We start from the raw sequence: 25,798 nt of genomic DNA on the forward strand, positions 1-25,798 counted from the left end.
CTCTGGGATGACCCCTCGGTTCGCTGGGTGGTCATCCCGTCGCCTGGATTGAGGCGGCCTCAGGCGACGGGATGACCGCCCAGCTTGAGCGGGGCTGGGGGCGGGGTGCGGGACGTCGCGAAGACTTCTGCGGGCTCCGGGAACAGCTTTACCAGTACTGGGTACGTTATCGCCGCTGTCAGCAGTGTTGCCGGCAGGCTGATGTCCACTCCTCCTGCGATGTCCTTCAGGGGGCCCGTGATCATCGGGGTGTTCGCGCACAGCAGGCCCAAGGTTGTTGCCGGGATCCAGGCTGCCATTGCGCGCCAGTTCACCCCGCTCGCGAACCAGTAGCGGCCGCCTCGGCGGCCTTCGTTGAACACCTGGAGGTCTTCCACGTCGTAGAAGCCCCGGCGTTGGACGAAGCCGATCATCATGATCACCATCCAGGGAGAGGTGCACAGGACGATCAGCGTCGCGAACGCGTTGATGCTCGACACCATGTCCAGGGCGAAGTTGCCGATGAAGATGAATGCCACGCTCAGGGTGCCGATCAGCAGCGTTGCCTGGACTCGGGAGAGTCTGGGGAAGATCGAGCTGAAGTCCAGGCCCGTTCCGTAGAGGGACGTCGTTCCCGTGGACAGGCCGCCGATCAGCGCCACCACGATCAGCGGGATTGCGTACCAGAGCGGGGAAATCGCGGTCAGGCCGGTGATGTAGTCGGCCGGGTTCGCCACCAGTGTTGCCGTTGCGATGCCGAAGCCGAACGGGAGCAGCGTTGCCACCTGGGCCAGGAATGGTGCGGTCAAGAGAGAGCGCTTGCTGTACCTGGCCGGGATGTAGCGGGCCCAGTCGCCCAGGAACGCGCCGAAACTGATCGGGTTCGCCAGTGCGGTCAGGGCCGCGAGGGTGAACGTCGGCCAGAACGTGCCCAGTGCGTACGTTCCCGTTCCGCCGTAGCCCGGGTCGAACGAGCCGCCGTACGCCACTACGCCCAGGAGCATGATCAGGGTGCCCAGTACCACCGCGATTCGGTTGACCAGGAGCATGAAGCGGTAGCCGTAGATGCACACCACCAGCGTGGCGATCGCGATCACGCCGTACGCGATGCCGCGCAGTGCCGCGCCGCCGTCGAAGCCGAACAGTCTTTGTGCCGCGCCGGCCACCGCGTCGCCGCTCACCCAGACCGAGATCGCGAAGAACGTTATCGCCGTCAGCAGCGACAAGAACGAGCCGACGCAGCGGCCGACCACCCCGAAGTGCGCGCCCGACGAGACCGCGTTGTTCGTGCGTGTCCGCGGGCCGAACAGCGCCATGGGGGCCAGGACCAGGCCGCCGACGACCACGCCCAGCGCTGTCGCCAGGGCCGCGTCGCGGAAGCTCAGGCCGTACGCGATCGGCAACGTGCCCAGGATGATCGTGGCGAAGGTGTTCGCGCCGCCGAAGGCCATGCGGAACAGGTCGCGGGGGCGGGACGTCTGCTCTTCCGGCGGGATCGGGGCGATGCCGTGCTGCTCGACCTCCGTGATCTTGTCGCTCATGCGAACCTCGTCATCACGTGCTTGACGCGGGTGTACTCGGTGAAGGCGTACCCCGAGAGGTCCTTGCCGTGGCCCGAGTGGCCGAAGCCGCCGTGGGGCATCTCGGCCACCAGGGGGCCGTGGGTGTTGACCCAGACGCAGCCGAAGTCCAGCTCCGCCGAGACCCGCGCCGCGACGCCGAGGTCCTTCGTCCAGACCGACGACGCCAGGCCGTACGGGACGCCGTTGGCCAGCGCGACACCGTCGGCTTCGTCCGAAAAGGACTGGACCGTGATGACCGGGCCGAAGATCTCCTCCTGGACGATCTCGTCGTCCTGGTGCAGGCCGGAGACCACCGTGGGGGAGAAGTAGAAGCCTGTCGCGCCGGATCGTGTGCCGCCGGTCTCGATGCGGGCGTGGGAAGGCAGGCGCGAGATGAGGCCCTCGACGCGCGAGAACTGCGCCGCGCTGTTGAGCGGCCCGTAGTCGACGCCCGGAGTCTGCGACGCGGCGACCTTGGCCAGCGCGGCGACGAAGTCGTCGTGGATCGACTCGTGGACGAGGACCCGGCTGCCCGCCGTGCAGTCCTGGCCCGCGTTGTAGAACGCCGCGCCCACGATGCCCTCGGCCGTCGCGGCGAGGTCGACGTCCGGGAAGACCAGCAGGGGCGCGTTGCCGCCCAGTTCCAGGTGCGTGCGCTTGAGGTCGGCCGCCGCCACGGTGGCCACGTCGATGCCCGCTCGGGTCGAGCCGGTGATCGAGACCAGGGCGGTGATCGGATGGCGGACCAAAGCCCGGCCCGTGTCGCGGTCGCCGGTCAGCACGGTGAAAGCCCCGGCAGGCAGGAACTCCGCCGCGACGCCGGCCAGCAGCACGGCCGTCGACGGCGTCGTCTCGGCCGGCTTGAGCACCACCGTGTTGCCCGCGGCCAGTGCCGGGGCGATCTTCCAGACCGCCATCATCAGGGGGTAGTTCCACGGGGCGATCTGGGCGCAGACGCCGATCGGCTCGCGGCGGATCACCGAGGTGTGGCCCGGCGTGTACTCGCCGGCCGCGGTGCCCTCGAGGTGGCGGGCGGCGCCGGCGAAGAAGCGCAGGGCGCTCACGCACTCCGGGATCTCCTCGTCGAGCACCACGGAGCGGATCTTGCCCGTCTCGCGGACCTCCAGGTCGGCGAACTCCCCGGCTCGGGCTTCCAGGGCGTCGGCGATCTTCAGCAGTGCCAGCTGCCGCTGGGCCGGGGTGCTGCGGCGCCAGATCGCAAACGCTTGCGCCGCCGATTCGAGCGCCGCGTCCACATCGGACTGCGAGGCCACCGGGCTGGTGCCGAACACCTCGCCGGTCGCCGGGTCGGTCAGGTCCAGCGTGCGGGTCATGCCTGCTCCAGGTGGGTCGGCGCGAACATCTTCAGCAGCGCGGGGAGGACGACGACGGACGGCCCCGGCGTGCGCAGCGCCTCGGCGAGGTCGGTGCCCACCTTGTCCAAAGAGGACAGCGTCGCGGGTACGCCGAAGGAGGCGGCCAGCGCCACGAAGTCGGGGCGGGACAGCTCGGTCGCCGTGGTGCGGCCGAAGGTGTCCGTGAGGTATTCGCGCAGGATGCCGTAGCCGCCGTCGTCGATCACCAGCCAGGTGACGTCCAGGCCGTGCTGGACCGCGGTGGCCAGCTCCGCGATGCCGTACATCGCGCCGCCGTCGCCGGAGACCGCGAGTGCCGGGCGCCCGGCCGCCGCGCCGCCGAGCGCGCCCGGGAGGCCGTAGCCCAGGCCGCCCGCGCCCTGTGCCGTGTGGATCGGGGCGCCTTCGGGGTTCCACGCCGACCAGGCCCAGTACGCGGCGATCGTCATGTCCCAGAACGTCTGGGTGCCCTCGGGGACCGCCGCGCGGATGTCGTCGATCAGCTTGCGTTCGACCCCCAGGTCCTGACCGGCCAACCGGGACTCGACCCGCGAGAGCAAGCCCGAAACCGCGGCCTCGGCCCGGCCGTCCGAGCGCCGCACCGGCACCCACTCCAGGAGCGCCTGCACCGCCGGTCGCACGTCGGCGTGGATGCCCAGGGCGGGGTAGTTGGACTCCAGTTTCCCCAGGTCGGCCTCGACCTGGATCACGCGGCCGCGGGGGGCGAACTCGCGGTAGTTGCTGGACAGCTCGCCCAGGCCGGAGCCGAGCACCAGCAGCACGTCGGCGTCGGCCAGGAACTCCGTGGTGTGCCAGTCCTCCAGCCAGGAGCGGCCGGACAGCTCGTGGTCCCAGGCGAAGACGCCCTTGCCGCCGAACGTCGAGATCACCGGTGCGCGCAACGCTTCCGCCAGCGCCGTCAGCTCCGCGTGCGCGCCGGATCGCAGGGCACCCCCACCGGCGAGGATCACCGGGTTCGACGCCGCCGCCAGCAGCTCGGCCGCCGCCGTGACCAGCTCCGGCAAGGGTTCCAGGGGAGGGGGAGTCGCCGACACCGACGTGATCGGCGGGATCCCCGCCGGGCCGAGCAGGACGTCCTGGGGGATCTCGACCCACACCGGGCCGTACGGCGCGGTCGCCGCCGACGTCCACGCCTCCCGCAGCGCCGACGGGATCTGGCTCGCGTGGCGCACGACGTGCACCGACTTCACGACGCCCGAGAAGCTCGCCTGCTGGTCGGGCAGTTCGTGCAGGTAGCCGTGGCGGCCGCCGCCGAGGCCGGCGGCCGGGATCTGGCTGGAGATTCCCAGCACCGGTACCGAAGCCGCGCGGGATTCCTGCAGGGACGCCAACGTCAGCAGCGCGCCCGGGCCGGTCGAGACGATCAGGGGTGTCACCGGGACCGGGCCGTCGGGGTCGGCGGCCAGGCGGGCGCGGGCGTGGCCGTCGGCGGCGAACGCGAGGTTGTTCTCGACGCGCCCGCTGATCACCCGCAGGTCGTCCGCGCGCCGCAGGGCCTCGAACAGGCCCAGTGCGTGCTGGCCGGGCAGGCCGAACACCGTGTCGGCGCCCAGGGCCCGCAGGGTTTCGACGACGACGTCCCCGCCGATGCGCGTCATTCGCCCTTCCCCAGGCTCAGCAGGCTCACCAGGTCGTAGGCGACGTGGGAAGCCGCGATGGCGGTGATCTCGGCGTGGTCGTAGGCCGGGGCCAGCTCGACGACGTCCGCGCCGATCAGGTTGAGGTCGCGCAGGCCGCGCAGGATCTCCAGGAGCTCGCGGCTGGTCATGCCGCCCGCCTCGGGGGTGCCGGTGCCGGGCGCGTGGGCCGGGTCGAGGACGTCGATGTCGACCGAGATGTACAGCGGCCGGTCGCCGATGCGCTGGCGCAGGGCGTCGACGGTCTCGGCGACACCACGCCGGAGGACGTCGCCCGAAGTCACGATGCCGAAGCCGAGGCGGCGGTCCTCTTCGAGGTCGCGCTTGCCGTACAGCGGGCCGCGGGTGCCGACGTGCGACAGCGCGCTCGTGTCGAGGATGCCTTCCTCCGACGCCCGCCGGAACGGGGTGCCGTGGGTGTACGGCTCGCCGAAGTAGGTGTCCCAGGTGTCGAGGTGCGCGTCGAAGTGCAGCAGCGCCACGGGTCCGTGCCGCTTCGCCGCGGCCCGCAGCAGCGGCAGGGCGATCGTGTGGTCGCCGCCGACCGTGACCAGGCGCGTCCCGTTCGCCTGCAGCGCTTCGGCTTCCTGCTGCAGCGTCTCGATCGCCTCGCCGATGTTGAACGGGTTGACCGCGATGTCCCCGGCGTCGACGACCTGCTTCGCTTCGAACGGCGAGACGTCCAGCTCCGGGTGGTAGGGCCGCAGCAGCCGGCTCGCCTCGCGGACGGCGGCCGGGCCGAACCGGGCGCCGGGCCGGTAGGACACGCCGGAGTCGAAGGGCACCCCGATGACGGCGACGTCGGCGTGGTCGACCTGGTCGATGCGCGGCAGCCGCGCGAAGGTCGCGAAGCCGGCGAACCGGGGGACGCGCGACGAGTCGAGGGGTCCGATGTTAGGCACTGCTGGGCTCCTGTTCCCGGGTCGGGGTGGGCGTTTCTTCGCCGTTGAGTCGGCGGGTCCAGACGGAAAGGATCGAGTCGGCCGTGCGGGGCGTGGCGAAGCTGACGGCGAGGTACACCACCAGGCTCGCGCCGAGGCCCCAGTAGATCGGGGTGTTGGCGTCGACGCCGTCGATGATCATGAACGCGACGACCGAGATCGTGCCGGCCACCATCGACGCGTACGCGCCCTGGCGGGTGCCGCGCTTCCAGAACAGCGCGCCGACGATCGCCACCAGCAGGCCGCCGACCAGGATGTCGTAGGCGATGGTGAGCGCGTTGACGACGTCGTCGACGACCATCGCGATGCCGATCGCGAGCAGGCCGAGCACGAGCGTGGCGAGCCGGTTGCGGCTGACCTCGCCGCCCTTCTTCAGCCCGAACTTGGTCAGCAGGTCCGACGTCGTGGTGGTGGAGCAGGCGATCAGCGCGCCGCTCGCCGTCGACATCATCGCCGAGAGCGCGGCGGCCAGCACCAGGCCGCGGACGCCGGTCGGGAGCAGGCGCTCGACGATCGTCGCGAAGGCGTCCTGCGCGCTGGCGAGGTCCGGGTACAGCGCGTGCGCCGCGGTGCCGATCAGGGCGCCGGCCAGGCCGTAGACCAGGCAGTAGACGCCGGAGGTGATGCCGCCGGACGTCGCGATCCCCGGCGTGCGGGCGGTGAACACGCGCTGCCAGATGTCCTGGCCGATGAGCAGGCCGAAGGTGTAGATGACGAAGTAGGTGATGATCGTGTCGGTGCCGATCGAGCTGAAGCTGAAGAAGCTCGCGTCGAGCTTCTCGCTCATCCCGCTGAAGCCGCCGGCCGAGCTGATCGCGACCGGCAGCAGGATCGCCAGGATGCCGATGGTCTTGATGACGAACTGGGCGATGTCGGTGAGCGTGATCGACCACATGCCGCCGAGCACCGAGTAGAGGACGACGATCGAGCCGCCGACCGCGATGCCCGCCCAGTTCGGCAGGTCGAAGAGCACCTTGAAGATGGTCGCGAAGGCCAGTGTCGAGGTGACCGTCAGCATCAGCGTGTAGCCCCACATCACGACGCCGGACACCGCGCTGGTGCGGCCGCCGTAGCGCAGGTCGAGCATCTCGCCGACGGTGTAGACCTTGAGCTTCACCAGCCGGCGCGCGAACAGCGTGTGCAGCACGAGGATGCCGACGCCGATGCTGACGACCAGCCACATGCCGGAGATGCCGTAGGTGTAGCCGAGCTTCACGCCGCCGACGGTGGACGCGCCGCCGAGCACGACGGCCGACATCGTGCCGGAGTACATGAACCAGCCCAGCCGCCGCCCGGCGACCAGGTAGTCGGACTTCGTCTTCGCGAGCTTGAGGCCGTACCAGCCGACCCCCAGCATGCCCGCGATGTACAACGCGATCACCGTGTAGTCGCCGGTCACGGTGGCCTCCTTACCTTCGTGGCGGTGGTGTTCGGGTCACCGTAGGTTCGCCCGCCACCCCTCCGGCATGGGATGATTCATCTCCAAGTCGACCTCCTTGGGGACGAAATGACCTCGATCACGGATTCGGTGCCCACCGAAGTGAATGTCCCGTTACGGGACGTGGTCGGCAACCGGGAGCTCGCGCTCCACGTCGTCCCCGAGACCCTGCGGCCGGGTGCGCTGGACGCGCCGGTGCGCTGGGCCCACGTCAGCGAGCTGCAGGACCCCGCGCCCTACCTGGTCGGCGGCGAGCTGATCCTCACCGCCGGGGTGAACCTGCCGGACCGGGTCGACCGGTACGTGCGCGGCCTGCGCGACGCCGGCGTGACGGCCCTGGGGTTCGGGCTCACCCCGACGGTCTTCGAGACGCTGCCGGAGCCGCTGCGCCGGGCCTGCGCGCGGTACGGGCTGCCGCTGCTGGTGGTGCCTGCCCGGACGCCGTTCCTGGCGATCAACCGGGCGGTGTCGGTCGCGCTCACCGAGGCCGGGCAACGCGAACAGCGGCGGATCACGGCGGCCCGGGAGACGCTGACCCGCGCGGCGGGCGGCGGGCTGGGCGAGCTGACGTCGTCGCTGGCCGAACAGCTGCGGTCGTGGGTCGCGCTGGTCGGCGCCGGCGACGTCCTGGCCTCGGCGCACGACGCGCCCACGCCGTTGCCGCTGCAGGTGCGGGAGCTGGTGGCGACCGTGCGGGCGGGCAGCGGGATCCGCAGCGCGACCACCGAGGCCGGCGGCGGGTTCGTGGTGGTCCAGCCGGTGTACCCGCAGGCGACGGCGTCGCACCTGGTGGTGGTCGGCAGGCCCGCGCGCTTCGACGGCGCCGAGCGGGCGATCCTCGCGGTCGGCGCGGCCCTGCTCGGCCTGGTCGGGCGCGCCGGCTCGGACGCGGCCGAACTGGGCGCGGCGGCGACCGGCCTGCTGCTCGGCCGCACGTCGCCCGGCGGGGTGGCCCGTGCGCTGCTCGGCTCGGACGTCGTCCGGCTGGTCGCCGGGGCCGCGTACCGGCGGGGGCCCGGCGAGGTGGCCCAGCGGCCGGACTGGCTGCGCGCCCGGCTCGACACCCCGCTCGTTTCGGTGCGCCCCGGCCGGTTCGTGGCGATCGTGGGGTCCGCGCCGCCGCTCGCGGTGCTCGAAGACTTGCGCGCCCACGGCTGGCTGGCGGCGGCGGGCGCCCCGGCACCGGCGGGCCGGCTGTCCGAGAGTGAGGTCGACTCGCTGCTCGCGCGGGCCCGGGCGCTGGGGCGCCCGGTCGTGGCGGGGGACTCGCCGCTCGACCTCGACGCGCTGGTGGACCCGGGCGCTTCCCGGGGCTTCGCCGAGCGGGCGCTGGAACCGCTGGTGGCCCTCGACCGGGCGGGGGACCGGTCGCTGGTGCCGACGCTGCGGACGTGGCTCGCCCACCACGGCGGCTGGGAGCCGACGGCGGCCGAGCTGGGCGTGCACCGCAACAGCGTCCGGCACCGGATCGCGCAGGTGGAGCGGGCGCTGGACGTGGATTTGGCGGACCCCGAGGTCCGGATGCGGCTGTGGTTCGCGCTGCGGTGGCTCTCACCGGTCACACACAGTCCTTAAAGGGCACTCTCAGGAAGATATGGGATTGTGGGTTCGTGCGAGTTTTGGTAGTCGAGGACGAAGAACCCCTGGCCGACGCGATCGCCCGTGGCCTGCGCCGCGAGGGCATGGCGGTGGACGTCGCGCTCACGGGTGACGACGGGCACGAGAAGGCCGCCGTCACGCGGTACGACGTCGTGTTGCTGGACCGGGACCTGCCCGGGATGTCCGGGGACGAGCTGTGCCGGGAGATCGTCGCGTCGGGGGAGCTGACCCGGGTGCTGATGCTCACCGCGAGCAGTTCGGTGTCCGACCGCGTCGAAGGGCTTTCCCTCGGCGCCGACGACTACCTCGCGAAGCCGTTCGCCTTCCCCGAGCTGGTCGCCCGCGTCCGGGCGCTCGGGCGCCGGGCCACCCCGGCCGCGCCGCCGCTGCTCACCGCCGGGGACGTCGAGCTGGACCCGGCCAAGCGGACCGTCCGCCGGGCCAGTGGGCCGGTCGAGCTGACGCGCAAGGAGTTCGGCGTCCTCGAGGTCCTGCTGTCGGCCGCCGGGTCGGTGGTCAGCAGCGAAGAGCTGCTCGAACGCGTGTGGGACGAGAACGCCGACCCGTTCACCACGACCGTCCGGGTCACCGTCATGACGCTGCGCAAGAAGCTCGGCGAGCCGGGGATCATCGAGACCGTCGTCGGTTCCGGGTACCGGGTGCCGGAACCCGGCACGCCGCAACGCGCGTGAACCTGCCGGGCACCCGCAGCCTCCGCGTCCGGATCACCCTGCTGGCGACCGTGCTCGTCGCCGCCGTCAGCCTGCTGCTGCTCTGGCTGGCCTGGACGCTCGTCCGGGATTCGCTCGACACCGTGCCGCAGATGCCGCCGGGCAGCACAGTGGTCGTCGACGGCGTCACGGTCGACGCCTCGACGCTCGCCGACCACCTGCGGGTGCACGCCCGCAACCGGATGCTGCTGTTCGGCTCGATCGCGTTCCTGCTCGTGGTCGCGGCCGCGGCGATCCTCGCCTGGACGTTCACCTCCCGCGTCCTGCTCCCGCTGCGCGAGATCACCGGCACCGCGCGGCGGCTGTCGGTCGAGTCGCTGGGGGAGCGGATCGGCGGGGTGCGCCCGCGCGACGAGCTGGCCGTGCTGGCCGAGACGTTCGACGACATGCTCGACCGGCTCCAGGCCGCGTTCGACGCGCAACGCCACTTCGTCGCGAACGCGAGCCACGAGCTGCGGACGCCGTTGTCGGTGATCCGCACGGAACTCGACGTCACCCTCGCCGACGACGACGCCGACGTGGCCGAGCTGCGCCGGATGGGCGGGGTGGTCCGCGACGCGACCGAGCGCGCCGGGCAGCTCGTGAACTCGTTGCTGCTGCTGGCCCGCACGGACGGCGCCGGGCTCGGGGTGCGGGAACCGGTCGACCTGGCCGTCGTGGTCGACCGGGCCTGGCGCGCGGTGCACCGGGAGGCCGAGCACCGCGGCATCCAGGCCGCGTTCACCACCCCGTCGGCCCCGGCGTTCGGCGACCCGGCGCTGCTGGAGCGGATCGCGGGCAACCTGCTGGAGAACGCGGTCCGCCACAACGTCGAAGGCGGCTGGCTGGAGGTCGTGACCCAGCCGGGCCCGCAGTGGTCGATGCTGCGGGTCCGTTCCTCGGGCGGCCTGGTGGACCCGGCGACGGTGGCGGAGCTGTTCGAGCCGTTCCGCCGCGCGGGCGTCGCCCGCACCGCCCGCAACGGCGCCGGCCTGGGCCTGTCCATCGTGCGGGCGGCGGTCCAGGCCCACGGCGGAAGCGTGACGGCGGAACCCATCGTGGGCGGCGGCCTCGGGGTGACCGTCCACCTGCCGGTGCGCTAACGCACGTCCACGAAGATCGGGTTCGCGTACAGCCACAGGTCGTCGAACGGGTTCGCCTGCCCGAGGACGTCCGGCGTGGGCTCGGCGTCGCCGTTCGAGCCGCGGACCCGCGCGTAGAACGGCGCCCGCACGTTGCGGAAGGTGTGGCGGAAGACGACCTGCCGGCCGGGCGCCCAGCGCGGCTCGAACGACTCCACCACCCGCGTGCCCGGCGCCGTCATCGTGTCCGGGTCGCGCACCGGGCCGGTGACCGGGCCCGCGACGACGTCCAACCGGGCCAGGCGCGGGATCGAGCCACCGCCGTTCGGGCGGGACGCGAGCCGCGCGGAGACCACGACCGTCACGTCCGAACCGCGCCGGACCCGCAGGCGGCCGCCCAGCGTCGCCGCGGAGCCGCCGCCGTACGCGCCGACCTCGAGGGACTGGACCAGGCCGCCGTGCGAGAGCCAGATCCGGCCCGCGCGCAGGCCCTCCAGCACGCCTTCGAGGCTGCGCCGCGTGACGCCGACGTGCGTGCGGCTGAACTCGCCCGGGTGGAAGTCCGCGTACGGCGGGACCAGCTGCGGGACGCCGCTGTCGACCGGGTCGGGGTACTTGCCGTGCGTGTCGTACCAGTCGTCCGCCACCGGCGGGCGGACCAGCGTGTCGCCGCGGTTGTAGTGCGAGTCGGAGTTGGTGGTGATCCACCACGGCTTGCCCTCGGCGAGCAGCGAGTCCCAGAGCCCGCCGACCTTCGCCGTCGACCAGTCCCAGCCGCCGTACGTCCGGTACGCCTCCGGCGGGAAGCCCGGCCACGAGTTCGCGCCCGCGCCGTTGGCGTAGCCGCCGCGCGCGCCGCCGTTGCCGAGCGGCTTCGGGAAGCCGTCGGCCTGCGCGCCGGGTGCGCCCTCCATGCCGATCACGATGTGCGGAGCGGCGTCGCGGTAGGCCCGCAGCTCGTGCGGGGCGACGCGCCCGTTGCGCAGCGGGTGGTTGATCAGCACGACCGGCGCGTGGATCCGTTTTGCGCGCTCTTCGTCGGCGAGCCAGCGCAACGCGCGCAATGCGAGTGCCTCGTTCGCCGGGCCCGACGCCTCGGAGTTCGTCAGCCGCCAGTCGAAGGTCCGCTCGAACTCGCGCAGTTTCGCGGCTTGCCGGTCGCCGGCCTGGAAGAACACCGTCGCGTGCTCGGCGCCCGGGACGTTCCACTCCATGCCGTGCCACAGCAGCAGGTCCGGGTACTTCCGCCGGGCGGCGAGGAAGTCCGCCTCGGTCGGCTCGACCGACACCTTCTCGTGCTCGGCGTGGCCGTGGTCGGTGAAGACGATCCAGTCGGCGCCGTGCGCGCGCCCGCCGCGCGCGATCTGGTCGATCCGGTACATCGCGTCGTAGGAGTACTGGCTGTGCGTGTGGTGGTCGCCCACCAGCCACTGGTAGCGGCCGCACAGCCGGCTCAGGTCGACGTCGAGATCGGGGAGGGGGATGCTCGCGGCGGCGGCCGCGAGCCCGGCACCCTTGAGGAACCGGCGTCTGTCGGTGGTCACGCGCGGACGCTAAGCCGCCGGGGTGAACGGGCGGTGTCCCGGCGGCCAACGTGTGCTGTGATCTTGGACGTGGAGGAGAAGCCGCTGGTCCGGGTGCTGGTCCCGGTGATCGCGCTGGCCGCCGCCGTCGGGGTGGGGCTGGCCTTCGGCGTCGCGGCCCTGAAGCGCCCGCCGGACCTGCCGGTGGACACGAACCCGGCGCCGCTGGCCGGCCACACGCTGTGCGCGGCGGTGGTGGTGGTCTTCCCCGCCGACGCCGAGCTGCGGGCGGCGATGCCGGCCGTGCGCGACGACCCGAAGGCGCGGCGGGTGTTCGTCGACCCGCCGTCGGTGTCGCTGCTCGCCGTCCCGGGAACCGACCTGAAGGCGTGGGCGCAGGAGCTGCACGCCCGCTTCCGGAAGGCCGAGCGGGTGACGGTCATCGACTCCGACGCGACGGCGGCGCAGCTGAAACTCACCGCGCCGCCGCCGAAGTGCCCTCGGGAGGGCGAGTACTAGCCGGCCGGAACCGAGGCCACGCCCGGGGCGAGGAACGGCTTGCCGTTCACGCGCTCGGACACGCCGGAGCGGTCCAGGTACGGCGTGATGCCGCCGTTCCAGAACGGCCAGCCCGCGCCGAGGATCAGGCACAGGTCGATGTCCTGCGCCTCGGCGACCACGCCCTCGTCGAGCATGATCCGGATCTCCTCGGCGATCGCGGACAGCGCCCGGTCACGCACCTGCTCCGAAGTGGACGGCTTGTCGCCCTGCGTCCACAGCTCGACGACCTCGGGGTCGGCGGACTGGTTGCCCTGGGAATCCCAGACCCACACGCCCTTCTTGCCCGCCTTGACGAACTTCGCGAGGTTGTCGGACACGGTGAACCGGTCCGGGAACGCCTCGTGCAGCGTCTCGCCGACGTGCAGCGCGATGGCCGGGCCGACGAGCTGCATCAGCGTCAGCGGCGTCATCGGCAGGCCCAGCGGCTCGAGCGCGGAGTCGGCGACCTCGAACGGCGTGCCCTCGTCGACGGTGACCAGCACCTCGCCGAGGAAGCGCAGCAGGAGCCGGTTGACGACGAACGCCGACGCGTCCTTCACCAGCACGCTGGACTTCTTGAGCTGCTTGCCGACCGAGAACGCGGTCGCCAGCGACGCGTCGTCGGTCTGCTCGCCGCGGACGATCTCCAGCAGCGGCAGCACGGCCACCGGGTTGAAGAAGTGGAAGCCGACCACGCGCTCGGGGTGCTGCAGCTTCGACGCCATCGCGGTGATCGACAGCGACGAGGTGTTCGTCGCCAGGATCGCCTCGGGCTTGACGTGCTGCTCCAGCTCGGCGAACACCTGCTGCTTGACGCCCAGCTCCTCGAAGACGGCTTCGATGACGAAGTCGGCGTCGGCGAAGGCGGCCTTGTCGAGCGAGCCGGAGACCAGCGCCTTGAGCCGGTTCGCGCCGTCCGGGGACACGCGCTTCTTGCCCAGGAGCTTGTCGATCTCGGCGTGGACGTAGCCGACACCCTTGTCGACGCGCTCCTGGTCGACGTCGGTCAGCACGACCGGCACCTTCAGGCGGCGCACGAACAGCAGCGCGAGCTGGCTGGCCATCAGGCCGGCGCCGACGATGCCGACCTTGTTCACCTTGCGGGCCAGGTTCTTGTCCGGCGCGCCGGCCGGGCGCTTGGCGCGCTTGTTGACCAGGTTGAACGAGTACAGCCCGGCGCGCAGGACGTCGGACATGAGCAGCTCGGCGAGGCCGTCGGTCTCGGCCGCGTACCCGCGGTCGAGATCGTTCTCGCGGGCCAGCTCCAGCAGCTCGACGGCCTTGGCCGCGCCCGGCGAGGCACCGTGCGTCCGGCCGTCCACAATGGACTTGGCGCGGGCGATCGCGGCGTCCCAGCCGGAACCGCGGTCGATCTCCCGGCGGGCCGGGGTGATCTCGCCGTTGACGACCTTGGCCAGCCACAGCAGCGACTGCTCGAGGTAGTCGGCCGAGCCGAAGACCGCGTCGACGATGCCGAGCTCGGCCGTCTGCTTGACGTTCAGCATCTTGTTCTGCGCCAGGGCGTTCTCGATGATCACCGTGACGGCGGCGTCCGCGCCGATGAGGTTCGGCAGCAGCTGCGTGCCGCCCCAGCCCGGGAACAGGCCGAGGAAGACCTCGGGGAACGCGATCGCGGCGGTGTTCTCCGACAGTGTCCGGTAGTGGCAGGACAGCGCCAGCTCGAGGCCGCCGCCCATGACCGCGCCGTTGATGAACCCGAACGTCGGGATCTTCGTTTCGGTGAGGCGGCGGAACACGTCGTGCCCGGTCTGGGCGATCTCGCGCGCCAGCTTCGGGTCGCTGACGGACTCGACGCCCGAGAGGTCGGCGCCGACGGCGAAGATGAACGGCTTGCCGGTGACGGCGATCGCGGCCGGCTCGGCCTCGAACGCCTTGTCCAGCGCGGAGTTCAGCGACACGAGCCCCTGCGGGCCGAACGTGTTCGGCCGGGTGTGGTCGTGGCCGTTGTCGAGGGTGATCAGCGCGACGGGCTTGGCGAGCCCGGGCACCTTGACCAGCCGCGTGACGGCGTTCGTGACGACCTCGTCCGGGAACGCGGCCTTCGCTTCTTCAGCGGTGAAAGTCATTACTTCGCCCCCTCGAAGGCCGGGTTCTCCCAGATCACGGTGCCGCCCATGCCGATGCCGATGCACATCGTGGTCATGCCGTACTGCACGTCGGGCCGCTCCGCGAACTGGCGCGCCAGCTGCGTCATGAGCCGGACGCCGGAGGAAGCCAGCGGGTGGCCGCACGCGATGGCCCCGCCCCACTGGTTCACGCGCGGGTCTTCGTCGTCGATGCCGAAGTGGTCGAGGAAGGCCAGCACCTGCACGGCGAAGGCCTCGTTGATCTCGAACAGGCCGATGTCGTCGATGGAGAGACCGGTGCGCTTGAACAGCTTCTCGGTGGCCGGCACCGGGCCGATGCCCATGACCTCCGGCTCGACACCGGCGAAGGAGTAGCCGACCAGCCGCATGGCGACCGGCAGGCCCAGCTCGCGGGCGGTGTCCTCGTCGGCGAGGAGCGAGGCGGTGGCACCGTCGTTGAGGCCGGCCGCGTTGCCCGCGGTGATCCGGCCGTGCGGGCGGAACGGCGTCTTCAGCCCGGCGAGGGTTTCCAGCGTGGTGCCGGGCCGCGGCGGCTCGTCCTCGGTGGCCAGGCCCCAGCCCAGCTCCTTCGAGCGGGTCGCGACCGGGACCAGCTCGGGGCCGATCTTGCCGGTCTTGACGGCTTCGGCGTAGCGCTCCTGGCTGCGCGCGGCGTAGGCGTCGGTGCGCTGCTTGGTGATCGCGGGGAACCGGTCGTGCAGGTTCTCGGCGGTCTGGCCCATGACGAGCGCGGTCGGGTCGACGAGCTTGTCGGCGATGATCCGCGGGTTCGGGTCGACGCCTTCACCCATCGGGTGGCGGCCCATGTGCTCGACACCGCCGGCGATGGCGATGTCGTAGGCACCGAAGCCGATGCCGGACGCGGCGGTGGTGACGGCGGTCATCGCGCCGGCGCACATGCGGTCGATGGCGAAGCCGGGGACGGACTTCGGCAGGCCGGCGAGGAGCGCGGCGGTGCGGCCGATGGTCAGGCCCTGGTCGCCGATCTGCGTGGTGGCGGCGATGGCCACCTCGTCGACGCGCTCGGGCGGCAGTTCGGGGTGCCGCCGCAGCAGCTCGCGGATGGCGTTGACGACGAGGTCGTCCGCCCGCGTCCCGGCGTAGATGCCCTTGTCGCCGGCCTTGCCGAAGGGGGTCCGTACCCCCTCGACGAAGGCGACGTTTCGCACGCCCCGCGCGTTCGGCGCGAGCGGCGTTGCTGGTGCGGCCACTGGTGCTCCATGAAGTAGAGGTCTTTGACCGCACGATAGCCCTTGTTACCCGTCGGTAACCAGTGGAGTGGCCCGGTCGAGTGGGCTACGGCACACTCTTGGGCGTCCTTCGAGGCCGAGCTGCCGCGTTTCAGGGAGGTGGGGCGACTCCGAGCGCGTCACGATGACGCCGAGCCCCGCCGATCCGGGCCCACGAGGATGGTCCCCTCCGGTCCACTCGAGACCATCCCCGCGAAGATCTCGTCGAACGTCGGTGAATCGAGCACGCACACGGTGTACAGGCTCGGTTTCCCGTCGAGGAGGAACGGCTCGTCCCGCGAGTAGCCGATCGGTCGTCCGCCGCGACCACGAGCTTCTTCGACGTCCGAGAACTCCTCTCCGCACTCCCGCATGATGTTCTTCCACCGGTCGAAGTCGAAGCCGCCGCCGAGGTCGGGACCAGCGAGGTGTCCAGATGGTCGAAGTAGCGTCCCGTCGTGAAACAGAGGTCGAGACGCCTTGCTTCGCAGTGGACCCTGAGGAGCCGGTACATCCGGCCGTTGTAGAGGGAATTCTGCCGGCCGGGAGTTCGTTCCAGTTCGCCGTCCTCGCTGGGCTGTGCGCGCTTGGTCAAATGGACTGACTCCAGCGGAATCGGCTCGCAGCGATCAACAGACTTGAGGCGCTGATCGCGAGTGCGACGTCCACGAGTGACCTCCGGCTGTCTCACCCCTGTCGAGATCGGCCCACTCGTCCCGACATCATCGGGGCGTCATCGTCCGCCCCTTCACGAGCCAGGCGACGCCGAAGGCCCACACCGCGGCGCTCTCCAGCCACAGCGCCGGGTGCCAGCCGGGCAGCAGCCGCAGCCAGCTGGTCAGCGCGATCAGCGCCAGCGCGGCCAGGATCACCGCGCCGCAAACGCGGTAGACGATCCCGGTGCCCGGGGGCTGCTCGCCGTCGTGGGGGAACAGGCGCAGGCAGAAGTAGGCCAGCGCGAGGAAGAACACCGCGGCGAACACGAGGTGCAGCACACCCGACGTCCGGTCCCAGGCCGTCACGTCGTGGTCCGGGGTGGTCGGGAACAACGCGAGCCCGATCGCCCCGAGACCGGCGACGCTGCTGGCGACGTTGTCGACGAAGTCGTGACCGTAGTAGGCGAGCAGGAACACCCCGGCCGCGCACATCGAGCCGACGAAGACGTCGCGGACGTCGGTGTAGTAGTAGCCGCTGAGGGAGCCGATCAGGTCGCCGCCCTGGACGAGCTGCTTGCCGAAGATGAGGACGAACGGGAGGGCCAGGCCGATGAGCCCGATGGCGCGCCGCAGGAACAGGTACGAGTGGACGAGCGGGGTCTGGGTCGCCGTGGTCATCGCCGCCTCCGGGGGTCGCTACCCGGTTCATCGGCGTTTTCGAGGCGGGGTTTGAGGCCCGTTACCGCGAGGACGCCCGGATCGCGGCTGATCGTTATCCGGCCGGGCGTCAGTGGTTCTTCTGGCAGACCGACGCGGACTGGTAGCAGTTGGCGTGGTGCATGATCTTGTGCCCGGTGTCGGTCAGCCGGACGATCACGTGGTCGATCCCGCCGGGCACGGTCGTGGACAGCGACAGCGGGTTGGGGTACGTCCAGGTTTCGTTCACGCCGCTGTCCGCGCAGCCGCTGTCGGTGAACGACGGCGTCATCTTGGTCGAGCCCTGGTAGCCGGCGATGTCCAGGTGACTGTCCGCAAGGACGTCGACCAGCTGAGGTCTCCCCAGGTCGAGGTGGCCAAGCCCCCGGTGCTGTGGTCGACGTCCACCTGGTAGCCGGCCGGCGCGGCCGAGGCCACCCCTGCGGTCGCCGTGGCGACCACCGCCGTGATCCCCAGTGCCGCGCCGATCCGAGCGATGGTGCGCATTTCCCTTCCCTCCGGTCGAGCGAACCGCTTCTTGCGCAGCGGACACGCTCCACCGGAACCCGCGGTTGAGGCGGGCGGACCGGATCACCCGGGCGAACGCACGCCGAGGTGTGCCAGCCAGCCGCCCTTCGCCGAAATGTCCGCCGCCCCTTCCGTCGCCGCCGGTTCGCACAGGAAGCCGGGCACCCGTGTGCCGTCCGCCAGCTCCACCTTCCCGATCACCAGCGGCGCGGGAATCCGGGAAACGAACTCGCCGAAGCCCCGCACCGGCAGCTCCCACACCTCCGCCGCGATCGCGACGCCGCCGTCAGCGACCCGCACCAGGCCCGGCTTCGGTGGCACGGTGTCCAGCGCGAACAACCGGTACGACGCCGACGTGGAAACCGGCGAGACGAACCGCCCGCCGCGCGAAGTCAGCTCGTGGTTCAGAGGCTGGCCGCGCAGGTGTGCGCCGACCACGACGATCGGCACCCGCTCGTCGCGCAGCCCGGCCAGCGCGGCCAGCTTCAGGTCGTCGTGCGGGGCGCCGACCAGCATCACGCCGAACGGCCGCCCGGCCACGGTGCCGGCCGGGATCGCCAGTGCGGACAGGCCGAACAGGTTGGTGGAGTTGGTGAACCGGCCCAGGCGGGCGTTGACCGCGACCGGGTCCGCGGCCACCTCGGCGATCGTGGGGTGCTCGGTCGTCGTCGGGAACAGCAGCGCGTCGACGCCGGCCAGCGCGGCCAGTGCTTCGGCGCGCAACGCGGCCAGCTTCGCCTGGTCCGCGAACAGCCGGTGCGCGGGGATGTCGCGGGCGCCGGTGATGATGCCGTGCACCACCGGGTCGACGGACTCCGGGTGCGCGTCCAGGAATTCGCCGACCGCCGTGTAGCGCTCGGCCACGAAAGCACCGCCGTACAACAACTGCGCGGCTTCCAGGAAGGCCGATGTGTCCACAGTGGTCACTTCGGCGCCCGCCGCGGCGTAGGCTTCGACGGAGGCCGCGAAGGCGTCCGCCCAGCCGTCGGCGAGGGGACCCAGGTGGTCGGGCACACCCAGCCGGAACCGTCCCGTGTGGACCTGCGCGGGCTCGGCCAGGCAGGTCAGCGCGAACGACGCCTCCTCGACCGTCCGCGCGAACAGCGACACGCAGTCGATGCTCGCGCACGCGGGCACCACGCCCTCGGCCGGCAGCAGCCCGGGCGTCGGCTTGAGCCCGACGATCCCGTTGAACGCCGCCGGCACCCGGCCCGATCCCGCGGTGTCGGTGCCCAGTGCCAGGTCGACGATCCCCAGCGCCACCGCCACCGCGGACCCCGAACTCGACCCGCCGGAGACGTACGCCGGGTCGACGGCGTTGCGCACCGCGCCGTACGGGCTGCGCGTCCCGACCAGGCCGGTCGCGAACTGGTCCAGGTTGGTCGTGCCGAGCACCAGCGCGCCGGCCTCCCGCAGCCGCGCGACGACCGGGGCGTCGGCTTCCGGCTTGTACGCGTACGCCGGGCAGCCCGCCGTGGTCGGCAGCCCGGCGACGTCGATGTTGCCCTTGACCGCGACGAGCTTGCCGTACAGCGGCCGCCCGCGTGCTTCCGGCGCGGCGGCCTCGGCCAGGACCTCGGCTTCGGGCCGCAGGTCGATCCAGATCTCCGGCCGGTCCACCTGCTCGATCCGGCGGTACGCCGCGCGCACCCGCTCGACGAGGCTCATCCGAGCACCACCAACGGCGTTCCGGGCGCCACCTGGTCGCCGGGGGACACGAGCACTTCGACCACCTCACCGCTCGCCGGCGCGGGGATCCGCGCCTCCGTCTTCATCGCTTCCAGTGTCACCAGCGACTGCGCGTCCTCGACGCGCTCGCCCGCGGTGACGTCGACCCGCCACACGGTCGCCGCGAAGGGCGCCTCGACGACGTGCCCGCCCGGCGGTGCCTCGACGCGCGCCGGGGGCCGGGTGACCGGCTCCGGTTTCGGGTCGAACTCGCCCGCCGCGGCCCACGCCTTCCGCTCCGCCTCGAACGCGGCCGCCTGCGTCGCCCGGAACGCCGAGATGCTGTCGGCGTTGGCCGCCAGGAACTCCTCGTAGTCGGCCAGCGCGAAGGTGCCTTCGGTCGTGTCGAGCGCCAGCTGGCCGGAAGCGCTTTGCGCGCGCAGGTCCAGGAGTTCCTCGGCGGACACCGGGTACCAGGAGATCCGGTCGAAGAACCGCAGGCACCACGGCTGGTCGCCGCCGTGCCAGCTGTTCCACACCTGCGTGGTCCGCCCGACGAACTGGTAGCCGCCCGGGCCTTCCATGCCGTAGATGCAGAGGTAGGCGCCGCCGATGCCGACGGAGTTCTCCGCCGTCCACGTCCGCGCCGGGTTGTACTTCGTCGTGACCAGGCGGTGGCGCGGGTCGAGCGGCGTCGCGACCGGCGCGCCGAGGTAGACGTCGCCGAGGCCCAGCACCAGGTATTCGGCGTCGAACACCGTCCGGTAGACGTCGTCCACACTGGACAGACCGTTGACGCGCCGGATGAACTCGATGTTCCACGGGCACCACGGCGCGTCGTCGCGGACGCCCGTCATGTACCGCTCGATCGCCTCGCGCGTGGCCGGGTCGTCCCACGACAGCGGCAGCCGGACGCGGCGGCTGGGCACCACGAGGTCGTGCGTGGGCGGCAGGTCCCGTTCCAGCTCTCGCACCAGCCCGAGCGCCTTGCCGACCGGCAGCGCGTCCGGGTCGACGTGCACCTGCAGCGACCGGATGCCCGGCGTCAGGTCGACGATCCCCGGCACACCTTCGGCCGCGAGCCGCTCCGCGAGCGCGTGCACCCGCATCCGCAGCGCCAGGTCGAGCTTCATTTCGCCGTACTCGACGAGCAGGTTGTCGTCCCCGCTGCGGCGGTAGGTGACCGGTGGCTCTCCGTCCGAAGCGGACAGTCGCGCGAGGACGCCGCCGTCGTCGCGCGCGGGCCGGCTCGGCTCGACCGCCGTCGCGGGCCGGGTCCGCAGCGCCGCCGCGTGGTCGGTGCCGATCGGCACGAACCGCACGGTGTCGCCCGGGCGCAGCTGCCCGAGCTTCCACCGCTCGCCGGTGGCGACCGTCGCCGGGCAGACGAACCCGCCCAGGCTGGGCCCGTCCGGGCCGAGCAGGATCGGCAGGTCGCCGGTGTAGTCGACGGTGCCGATCGCGTACGGCGTGTCGTGGATGTTCGACGGGTGCAGGCCCGCCTCACCGCCGTCCGGCCGCGCCCACTTCGGCCGTGGCCCGACGAGGCGGACGCCGGTGCGAGCCGAGTTGAAGTGCACCTGCCAGTCGGTGGCGTAGAAGGTGTCGACGTCGCCGGTGGTGAAGAACTCCGGTGCCGCGTGCGGTCCTTCGAGCGCGCCGATCGTCCAGTGGCCGGCGAAGTCCGGCCGGTCGGCGACCGGGCCCACCACGGGATCCGCGGGCGCCGGGCCGGGCCGCAGGACGTCGCCCGCGGCCAGCGCGCGGCCGCCGTGGCCGCCGAACTTCCCGAGGGTGAACGTCGCCGCGCTGCCGAGGAACGCCGGGACGTCGATGCCGCCGCGGACGAGCACGTAGCTGCGCAACCCGGCCGTGCACGCGCGGACGTCCAGGGTGGCTCCGGCGGGTACTTCGACCGGTGCCCACAACGGTGCTTCGGTGCCGTCGACGAGGACGGTCGTCGGCGCGCCGGTGACGCACACCTGCGTGGCGTGCGAGAACCGCAGCGTGACACCGTCCACAGTGCACTCCAGGCCGGGCGCGCCCTCGGGGTTGCCGAGGGCGAGGTTGCCCAGCCGCAGCGAAAGGTCGTCCATCGGGCCGCTCGGCGGCACCCCGACGGGCCAGAACCCGATGCGGCCCGGCCAGTCCTGCACGGTGGTCATCGTTCCGCCGCGCACGACGTCGATCTGGGGCTCGTCGTCCGCGATGTCGTCCAAAGTGGACGTGTCGTGGGCGGCCGAGCCGAACGCCGCGTCGGCGGCCGCCGCGCGCAGCTGCCCGAGGTTGGTCCGGACGCCGTCGACGCGGGTCGCGGCGAGCGCGTCGCGGAGGTTCGCCAGCGCGGCCGCGCGGTCGGTACCGGTGCAGATCACCTTGGCCAGCAACGGGTCGTAGTGCGTGGTCACGGTGGTGCCCGGCTCGACCCAGGTGTCCACCCGGGCGCCGGCCGGGAACTCCGCCCGCGTCACGAGCCCGGAGCTGGGCCGGTGCCCGGCGTTCGGGTCCTCGGCGTACACGCGGGCTTCGACGGCGTGGCCGCGCGCGACCGGCGTCGCGCGGAACATCGCGCGGTCGCCCTGGGCGAGCCGCAGCATCCAGGCGACCAGGTCGACGCCGTACACCGCCTCGGTGACCGGGTGCTCGACCTGCAGCCGGGTGTTGACCTCGAGGAACGCCGCCTCGCCGCGGCCGGGGTCGTAGACGTACTCGACCGTGCCCGCCGAGCGGTACCGGACCGACGAGCACAGCGCGACGGCCGATTCGACGAGCTGCTTGCGGACGGTTTCGGGCAGGTCCGGTGCCGGGCACTCCTCGACGACCTTCTGGTTGCGCCGCTGCAGCGAGCAGTCCCGCGTGCCCAGCGCCATGACTTCGCCGAAGCCGTCGCCGAACACCTGGACCTCGACGTGCCGCGCTCGGGTCACCAGCCGTTCCAGGAAGACGCCGGAACTCGCGAAGCTCTTGGCCGCGACGCTGCGGACGGTGTCCCAGGCGGCGCGCAGTTCTTCGGGGGAGGCGCAGGCACGCATGCCGATGCCGCCCCCGCCGCCGGTCGCCTTGAGCATCACCGGGTAGCCGATGTCGTCCGCGCGCGCCAGTGCCTCGTCCACATCGGACAGCAGGCCGGTGCCGGCCAGCAGCGGCACGCCCGCCGCGATCGCCGCCTCGCGCGCGGTGTGCTTGCTGCCGAACACTTCCAGGTGCTCCGGCGACGGACCGGCGAACGCGATCCCGGCGTCTTCGCAGGCTCGCGCGAACGCCGCGTCCTCCGAGAGGAAGCCGTAGCCGGGGTGGATCGCGTCGCAGCTGGTGTCGAGGGCGGCCTGGACGATCGCGCCGGCCCGCAGGTAGCTCTCCGCCGCGGGGGCCGGACCGAGCCGCACGGCCCGGTCGGCGAGCCGCACGTGCGGGGACAGGCGGTCGGCGTCGGAGTACACGGCGACCGTTTCGAGCCCCAGTTCCCGGGCGCTGCGGAAGATCCGGACCGCGATCTCGCCGCGGTTGGCGACGAGCAGCCTCACTCGCCGCCCCCGGCCGAGGTGACGATCATGCGCACCGGCGTCGGGTCGAACCCGTTGCAGGGGTTGTTGATCTGCGGGCAGTTCGAGACCAGGACGAGCACGTCGGTCTCCGCGCGCAGCCGGACTTCCATTCCCGGCGCGGAAATGCCGTCGACGATGCCGAGCGTGCCGTCTTCTTCGACCGGCACGTTCATGTACCAGTTGACGTTGCTGACCAGGTCGCGCTTGCCCAGCCCCCACTTCGCACCTTCACTGAGGAAGTTCTCGACGCAGGCGTGCTGGTACCGGGTGTGCTGGCCGTAGCGGAGGCTGTTGGACTCCTTGCTGCACGCGCCGCCGAGCGTGTCGTGGCGGCCGCAGGTGTCGGCGACGACGGTGAGCAGCGGCGCGCTTTCCTGGGTGCGCAGCACGCTGCCGGTGGTGAGGAAGATGCTGCCCTGCGCGGCGATCGTCGCGGCCGCGCTGTAGCGCTTCGCCGTGTCGTTCGCGTCGTAGCAGAGGAAGTCGACGGCCTGGTTGCCGCCGAGGTCGACGATCGTCAGCTCCTGGCCCCGCTTGAGCACCGTGGAGAACGGCGCTCGCGCGGGCACGTCGAAGGTCAGCTCCAGCTGCGAACGGTAGGCGGTGCTCATGCGATCCCCCGTGCGGTCAGGTAGTCGGCGGTGTTCTCGAACGCGCGCCGGGCTTCGGGTGAGTGCGTCCACTCCGGACTGTCCGGAGTGGAGGGGCGGTCGCGCCAGGCGAGGACTTCGAGGTTCGTCGCGGTGTAGCCCGGGCGCGGGTCCACCGGGTGCGGCACGTTGGCGATCAGCACGATCGACGGGATTTCGATCCGCAGGTCGAGGGATTTCCCGGCGCCCGCGGAGCCGGTGAACTCCAGTGCGCCTTCGGGCCGGACGCGCACGCCCTGGAAGAACGACAGGCTCGGCGGCAGATCACGCGGCCCGAGCCCGTTCTTCGCCGCGGCCAGGGTGAACAGCGGCAGACCGGCGGGGGAGGGGCCCTGCGGGGCGCCGTCGCCGTAGCGCTCGGTGTTGCCGTCCACAGTGGACGTCCCGCAGAGCGCGTCGTGGCGGCCGCTGCCGTCCTCGACGATCGTGGCGAGCACACGGGCCTGGTCGGACAGCAGCGCCACCTTCTCGCCGAGGTAGGCGTTCCACTGCACCTTCACCGTGTCGGCGACGTTCAGCCGTTCCCACGGCTGATCGGCGTTGAACAGCAGCACGTGCGCGCAGGCGTCGCCCTCGACGTCGGTCAGCCGCAGCCGGGTGCCCCGGGCCAGCACCTTGTGCGTGTACCCGCCGCCGGCGACGGTCTCGGCCCAGGTCAGCGCCTCGGGAGCTACCCCGGGCACGGTGCCCGGCCAGGTACTCGCCGGGATCGACGGCATCGTTTCGACCACGGTGCCGGCCTGGGCCCGGGCGTGGTCCCGGGCGCCGTAGGTGGTGGCGGTGGTGCTCATGGACGTCCTCTCAGATCGCGGGTTCGAGGGCGGGAGCGGGGCGCAGCCGCAGCCAGCAGAGCCAGCCGATCACCAGTGCGCCGCCGACGAACTCTATCGGGAACAAGAGCATCCAGGGGGCGCCCGAACCGGCGACGTCGTAGATCTCCGCACGCGGCCAGGCGATGTTCACGATCATGGCGACGCCGTAGAGCACGGCTGCGCCGTTCAGCGGAACACCCCAGCGGCCCAGGGAAAACCGGCCGGGTTCCGCGGGGAAGCGCCCGCGCAGCCTGGCGACCAGCAGCGGCCCGGTGACCAGCAGGTACGCCAGGTAGACGACGACCACCGACGTCCCGGTGATCGTGCTGAAGAGCGTCGGGTTGCCGACGTTGAGGAGCAGCAGCGCGATGGCGAGCGCGCCGGAGACGAGGGCGGGCGCGACCGGCGTCCCCGTGCGCGGATTCACCGACGAAAGTCGGGCGGCGGCGGGGAGCGCGCCGTCGCGGGCCATCGCGTAGAGGAGCCGGACGGTGCCGGTCTGGATGGTGAGGGTGCAGACCACGACGGCGACGGCGACGTCGGCGAGGAAGACGCGGCCGAGGGTGTCGCCGAAGACGGCGGTGATCACGTACGGCAGGCCGTGGCCGGCGAGCTGCCCGTCGGTGAGGCTGGGCGCGGCCATCAGCGCGGTGACGACCACGGCGAGCCCGCCGATCCCGGACGCGAGCACGGCGCGCAGGACCGCGCGGGGCGCCGTCTTCCGCGCGTCCTTCGTTTCTTCGGCGACCGACGCGGCGGTGTCGAAGCCGTAGAGCACGTACGCGGCCATGAGCGCCGAAGCGAGCACGCCACTGATCCCCGCGCTCGTGCCGGGGGCGTCGTGCAGCACCACCTGCGGACCGCGGACGGCGAACAGCCCCAGCCCGGTGATCAGGACGACGACGCCGAGCAGCTCGGCCGCGACGCCGACGTCGTTGATCCGGGCCATCAGCCGGACGCCGCCGGCGTTGACGAGCGTGGTGAAGACGAGCAGGAGCGTGCCGAGGAGGACGGCGTTGGCCGCGCCCGACGGCGACGTCACCGACGGGTCGCCGCCGACGAGCTGGAAGCCGTCCCAGACCGAGGGCAGCACCACTTGCAGCGCGATCGCCGCGGCGGCGAGGGCGACGACGCAGCCGAGCAGCATCATCCAGCCGGCGAGCCAGCCGAGGAACCCCTTCGAGAGCTGTTTCGCCCACTGGTAAACGGATCCGGCGAGCGGGAAGCGCGCGGCGAGTTCGGCGAAGGTGAGCGCCACGAGCAGCTGGCCGCCGAGCACGACCGGCCACGTCCAGAAGAAGAGGGGGCCGCCGAAGGTGTAGCCGAAGCCGAAGAGCTGGAAGACGGTCGTGAGGATGGAGACGAAGGAGAAACCGGCGGCGAAGGCGGAGAACCCGCCGAGCGACCGGCGGAGCTCCTGGCGGTAACCGAAGGCGGCGAGATCGTCGGGTGGCATGCGGTCTCCTTGTTTCGATCGTTTGACAGAAATTAGGGCCGCGGCGGGACTTCTCGATCTCCG

At 72.0% G+C, this 25,798-nt stretch carries 20 protein-coding genes; 4 read left to right on the plus strand and 16 right to left on the minus strand.

All coding sequences use genetic code 11. From position 1 onward, the window contains the following. Positions 1 to 59: 59 nt before the first annotated feature. The 5 genes from ACLJQM_RS22975 to ACLJQM_RS22995 are packed head-to-tail and all read right to left on the minus strand — an operon-like array spanning position 60 to position 6,894. Positions 60 to 1,520, minus strand: a complete 1,461-nt coding sequence (locus ACLJQM_RS22975) for a purine-cytosine permease family protein (protein ID WP_410632714.1) — start codon at positions 1,518 to 1,520, stop codon at positions 60 to 62. After that, complete coding sequence (locus ACLJQM_RS22980) at positions 1,517 to 2,875, minus strand: aminobutyraldehyde dehydrogenase (RefSeq protein ID WP_410632715.1); 1,359 nt, start codon at positions 2,873 to 2,875, stop codon at positions 1,517 to 1,519. The genes ACLJQM_RS22975 and ACLJQM_RS22980 overlap by 4 nt, the downstream gene beginning before the upstream one ends. Beyond that, positions 2,872 to 4,515, minus strand: a complete 1,644-nt coding sequence (locus ACLJQM_RS22985; protein WP_360767163.1) for a thiamine pyrophosphate-binding protein — start codon at positions 4,513 to 4,515, stop codon at positions 2,872 to 2,874. Before ACLJQM_RS22985 ends, ACLJQM_RS22980 begins: the two co-directional genes overlap by 4 nt. Further along, positions 4,512 to 5,456 carry an agmatinase gene (speB, locus tag ACLJQM_RS22990; RefSeq protein WP_360767166.1) on the minus strand — a complete coding sequence of 315 codons (945 nt, stop codon included), beginning with the start codon at positions 5,454 to 5,456 and terminating at the stop codon, positions 4,512 to 4,514. The genes ACLJQM_RS22985 and speB overlap by 4 nt, the downstream gene beginning before the upstream one ends. Beyond that, complete coding sequence (locus ACLJQM_RS22995; RefSeq protein WP_410632716.1) at positions 5,449 to 6,894, minus strand: sodium:solute symporter; 1,446 nt, start codon at positions 6,892 to 6,894, stop codon at positions 5,449 to 5,451. The genes speB and ACLJQM_RS22995 overlap by 8 nt, the downstream gene beginning before the upstream one ends. A 108-nt stretch (positions 6,895 to 7,002) precedes the next feature. Here ACLJQM_RS22995 and ACLJQM_RS23000 point away from each other — a divergent pair, with 108 nt between their 5' ends. From ACLJQM_RS23000 to ACLJQM_RS23010, 3 genes are read left to right on the plus strand one after another with little or no spacing between them, the layout of a single operon-like run. Beyond that, positions 7,003 to 8,508, plus strand: coding sequence for a PucR family transcriptional regulator (locus ACLJQM_RS23000; protein WP_360767171.1), 1,506 nt, complete (start codon positions 7,003 to 7,005; stop codon positions 8,506 to 8,508). A gap of 35 nt (positions 8,509 to 8,543) precedes the next feature. Then, on the plus strand, positions 8,544 to 9,224 hold the full coding sequence (locus ACLJQM_RS23005) for a response regulator transcription factor (protein ID WP_247011794.1): 681 nt from the start codon (positions 8,544 to 8,546) through the stop codon (positions 9,222 to 9,224). Then, the gene (locus tag ACLJQM_RS23010) at positions 9,221 to 10,345 is read left to right on the plus strand and encodes a sensor histidine kinase (RefSeq protein ID WP_410632717.1); all 1,125 of its coding nucleotides are present in this window, start codon (positions 9,221 to 9,223) and stop codon (positions 10,343 to 10,345) included. Before ACLJQM_RS23005 ends, ACLJQM_RS23010 begins: the two co-directional genes overlap by 4 nt. On the opposite strand, the gene ACLJQM_RS23015 is transcribed toward ACLJQM_RS23010, so the two are convergent. Then, positions 10,342 to 11,868 carry a twin-arginine translocation signal domain-containing protein gene (locus ACLJQM_RS23015; RefSeq protein WP_410632718.1) on the minus strand — a complete coding sequence of 509 codons (1,527 nt, stop codon included), beginning with the start codon at positions 11,866 to 11,868 and terminating at the stop codon, positions 10,342 to 10,344. The genes ACLJQM_RS23010 and ACLJQM_RS23015 overlap by 4 nt on opposite strands. Positions 11,869 to 11,925: 57 nt before the next feature. Between ACLJQM_RS23015 and ACLJQM_RS23020 the strand changes: the two genes are divergently transcribed. Beyond that, positions 11,926 to 12,366, plus strand: coding sequence for a hypothetical protein (locus ACLJQM_RS23020; RefSeq protein ID WP_247011791.1), 441 nt, complete (start codon positions 11,926 to 11,928; stop codon positions 12,364 to 12,366). On the opposite strand, the gene ACLJQM_RS23025 is transcribed toward ACLJQM_RS23020, so the two are convergent. The 10 genes from ACLJQM_RS23025 to ACLJQM_RS23070 form a co-directional block, all read right to left on the minus strand. Continuing rightward, the gene (locus ACLJQM_RS23025; protein WP_410632719.1) at positions 12,363 to 14,474 is read right to left on the minus strand and encodes a 3-hydroxyacyl-CoA dehydrogenase NAD-binding domain-containing protein; all 2,112 of its coding nucleotides are present in this window, start codon (positions 14,472 to 14,474) and stop codon (positions 12,363 to 12,365) included. The genes ACLJQM_RS23020 and ACLJQM_RS23025 overlap by 4 nt on opposite strands. Further along, positions 14,474 to 15,664, minus strand: a complete 1,191-nt coding sequence (locus tag ACLJQM_RS23030) for a thiolase family protein (RefSeq protein WP_247025215.1) — start codon at positions 15,662 to 15,664, stop codon at positions 14,474 to 14,476. The genes ACLJQM_RS23025 and ACLJQM_RS23030 overlap by 1 nt, the downstream gene beginning before the upstream one ends. A 200-nt stretch (positions 15,665 to 15,864) precedes the next feature. Next, positions 15,865 to 16,098 (minus strand): hypothetical protein, encoded by a 234-nt coding sequence (locus tag ACLJQM_RS23035; RefSeq protein WP_410632720.1) that lies wholly within the window; start codon positions 16,096 to 16,098, stop codon positions 15,865 to 15,867. Between the two features lie 348 nt (positions 16,099 to 16,446). Continuing rightward, the gene (locus ACLJQM_RS23040) at positions 16,447 to 17,058 is read right to left on the minus strand and encodes a DUF998 domain-containing protein (RefSeq protein ID WP_410632721.1); all 612 of its coding nucleotides are present in this window, start codon (positions 17,056 to 17,058) and stop codon (positions 16,447 to 16,449) included. 109 nt (positions 17,059 to 17,167) lie between these two features. Next, positions 17,168 to 17,368, minus strand: coding sequence for a hypothetical protein (locus ACLJQM_RS23045; protein ID WP_410632722.1), 201 nt, complete (start codon positions 17,366 to 17,368; stop codon positions 17,168 to 17,170). 299 nt (positions 17,369 to 17,667) lie between these two features. Next, on the minus strand, positions 17,668 to 19,272 hold the full coding sequence (locus ACLJQM_RS23050; RefSeq protein ID WP_410632723.1) for an allophanate hydrolase: 1,605 nt from the start codon (positions 19,270 to 19,272) through the stop codon (positions 17,668 to 17,670). Beyond that, entirely contained in the window at positions 19,269 to 22,796 is a 3,528-nt protein-coding gene (gene uca, locus ACLJQM_RS23055; protein ID WP_410632724.1) for an urea carboxylase, read from the minus strand. The genes ACLJQM_RS23050 and uca overlap by 4 nt, the downstream gene beginning before the upstream one ends. Beyond that, complete coding sequence (locus ACLJQM_RS23060; protein WP_247011782.1) at positions 22,793 to 23,428, minus strand: urea amidolyase associated protein UAAP2; 636 nt, start codon at positions 23,426 to 23,428, stop codon at positions 22,793 to 22,795. Before ACLJQM_RS23060 ends, uca begins: the two co-directional genes overlap by 4 nt. Then, positions 23,425 to 24,258 carry an urea amidolyase associated protein UAAP1 gene (locus ACLJQM_RS23065; protein ID WP_410632725.1) on the minus strand — a complete coding sequence of 278 codons (834 nt, stop codon included), beginning with the start codon at positions 24,256 to 24,258 and terminating at the stop codon, positions 23,425 to 23,427. Before ACLJQM_RS23065 ends, ACLJQM_RS23060 begins: the two co-directional genes overlap by 4 nt. 10 nt (positions 24,259 to 24,268) lie before the next feature. After that, positions 24,269 to 25,735, minus strand: a complete 1,467-nt coding sequence (locus tag ACLJQM_RS23070; protein WP_410632726.1) for an amino acid permease — start codon at positions 25,733 to 25,735, stop codon at positions 24,269 to 24,271. Between the last annotated feature and the right edge of the window lie 63 nt (positions 25,736 to 25,798).

Origin of the sequence: Amycolatopsis sp. cmx-4-83, assembly GCF_046548815.1 — a bacterium.
GTDB lineage: Bacteria > Actinomycetota > Actinomycetes > Mycobacteriales > Pseudonocardiaceae > Amycolatopsis > Amycolatopsis pretoriensis_A.

Bases quoted from the DNA above. Each gene is read 5' to 3' on its own strand.
- ACLJQM_RS23060 (WP_247011782.1), bottom strand. From the start codon at position 23,428: ATGAGCACCGCCTACCGTTCGCAGCTGGAGCTGACCTTCGACGTGCCC.
- ACLJQM_RS23035 (WP_410632720.1), bottom strand. From the start codon at position 16,098: ATGCGGGAGTGCGGAGAGGAGTTCTCGGACGTCGAAGAAGCTCGTGGT.
- ACLJQM_RS23040 (WP_410632721.1), bottom strand. From the start codon at position 17,058: ATGACCACGGCGACCCAGACCCCGCTCGTCCACTCGTACCTGTTCCTG.
- ACLJQM_RS22985 (WP_360767163.1), bottom strand. From the start codon at position 4,515: ATGACGCGCATCGGCGGGGACGTCGTCGTCGAAACCCTGCGGGCCCTG.
- ACLJQM_RS23045 (WP_410632722.1), bottom strand. From the start codon at position 17,368: ATGACGCCGTCGTTCACCGACAGCGGCTGCGCGGACAGCGGCGTGAAC.
- ACLJQM_RS23025 (WP_410632719.1), bottom strand. From the start codon at position 14,474: ATGACTTTCACCGCTGAAGAAGCGAAGGCCGCGTTCCCGGACGAGGTC.
- ACLJQM_RS23000 (WP_360767171.1), top strand. From the start codon at position 7,003: ATGACCTCGATCACGGATTCGGTGCCCACCGAAGTGAATGTCCCGTTA.
- ACLJQM_RS23065 (WP_410632725.1), bottom strand. From the start codon at position 24,258: ATGAGCACCACCGCCACCACCTACGGCGCCCGGGACCACGCCCGGGCC.
- ACLJQM_RS23050 (WP_410632723.1), bottom strand. From the start codon at position 19,272: ATGAGCCTCGTCGAGCGGGTGCGCGCGGCGTACCGCCGGATCGAGCAG.
- ACLJQM_RS23070 (WP_410632726.1), bottom strand. From the start codon at position 25,735: ATGCCACCCGACGATCTCGCCGCCTTCGGTTACCGCCAGGAGCTCCGC.
- ACLJQM_RS22980 (WP_410632715.1), bottom strand. From the start codon at position 2,875: ATGACCCGCACGCTGGACCTGACCGACCCGGCGACCGGCGAGGTGTTC.
- ACLJQM_RS22975 (WP_410632714.1), bottom strand. From the start codon at position 1,520: ATGAGCGACAAGATCACGGAGGTCGAGCAGCACGGCATCGCCCCGATC.